2 protein-coding genes are annotated in these 1,182 nt (G+C 35.3%); both read left to right on the top strand.

The features are described 5' to 3' along the window. Positions 1 to 256, top strand: a 256-nt coding sequence (locus LD28_RS23690) for a hypothetical protein (RefSeq protein WP_033137302.1), incomplete at its 5' end; no start/stop codon positions are given. Then, positions 253 to 999 (top strand): glycosyltransferase family 2 protein, encoded by a 747-nt coding sequence (locus LD28_RS0112535; protein WP_033137301.1) that lies wholly within the window; start codon positions 253 to 255, stop codon positions 997 to 999. The genes LD28_RS23690 and LD28_RS0112535, both read left to right, overlap by 4 nt. The last annotated feature ends 183 nt before the right edge of the window (positions 1,000 to 1,182 follow it).

Genomic DNA, 1,182 nt, shown 5'->3' with positions numbered 1-1,182 from the left:
CTATGAGATAATAGATGGTGATGAGGTTGGGAACATAAAATTTTACCTCGATGATGATTATCAGAATTACTTGGAAAAAGATTTTAAAGATATAATTTTATCTGGATTGAGTTATTGTGAGAGCGAAATTATCGCGATCACAATACATTTGTTTATTTCGATGTTGCCACTTCATGAAGATAGGCCTGATCGCCAAGTTGCATTCATCAATAATGCTTTCCGACTGTATAAAAAACTGATAAAGAGTAACTTATGATTATTATACCAATGGCTGGCCTTTCCTCGCGTTTTAAGAATGCCGGATATGCAAAACCGAAATATATGCTTGAGGCTCATGGGAAAACTCTTTTTAGTCACTCACTTGATAGTTTTAAAAAATATTTCAGTACAGAAAAATTTTTGTTCATTGCTCTTGATGTAGATAATACTCGTGAGTTCATTGAGTTAGAGTGCACTGGTTTAGGCATTGAGAATTATGACATTGTTATTTTAAATTCACCGACAAAAGGCCAAGCACAAACCGTTTATGAGGGGTTGAAAATCTCGGACATTACAGCAGATGAACCATTACTTATATTTAATATAGATACATTTCGTCCTGGATTTACCTATCCTGATTTTTTTGATGTCAATCATATTGATGGCTATTTAGAAACATTTATTGGTGAAGGTAAAAATTGGAGTAATATCCTTCCTAAGTCAGAAGAAAATTATACAGTAGCACTGACAGCAGAAAAAAAAGAAATATCTAAATATTGCTGCACTGGTCTTTACTTCTGGCGTTATGCGAAAGATTTCATTCGTGTATTCAATGAATACCAGCAAAAATCATTAAACGATGTTGATGCTGGTGAATACTATATTGCGCCAATGTATAATAATCTGATTTCCGAAGGCGCAGATGTGAGATATAGCGTGATATCATGTTCCGACGTTGTTTTTTGTGGCGTCCCATCGGAGTACGAGAATTTTTTGTGTTCCAATTATACTATATGCTAGATATTAGAATAGCCTGTTGGTTTGTTATTTAACATATTGGGTGAGTGTAAGTATTGAGCCATAATCGAGGATCGATGTATGGAGATGGTATTCACTTGACAGTTACCCACCAAAAGAGTGGTCATACAGCGTTCAACCGGATAACAATACGGTACCTCTACCATGTTATCCGGGGTCTATGTC

This window comes from Aeromonas finlandensis (assembly GCF_000764645.1).
Classification (GTDB): Bacteria; Pseudomonadota; Gammaproteobacteria; order Enterobacterales; family Aeromonadaceae; genus Aeromonas; species Aeromonas finlandensis.
This window is presented reverse-complemented; position numbering and strand designations above follow the sequence as displayed.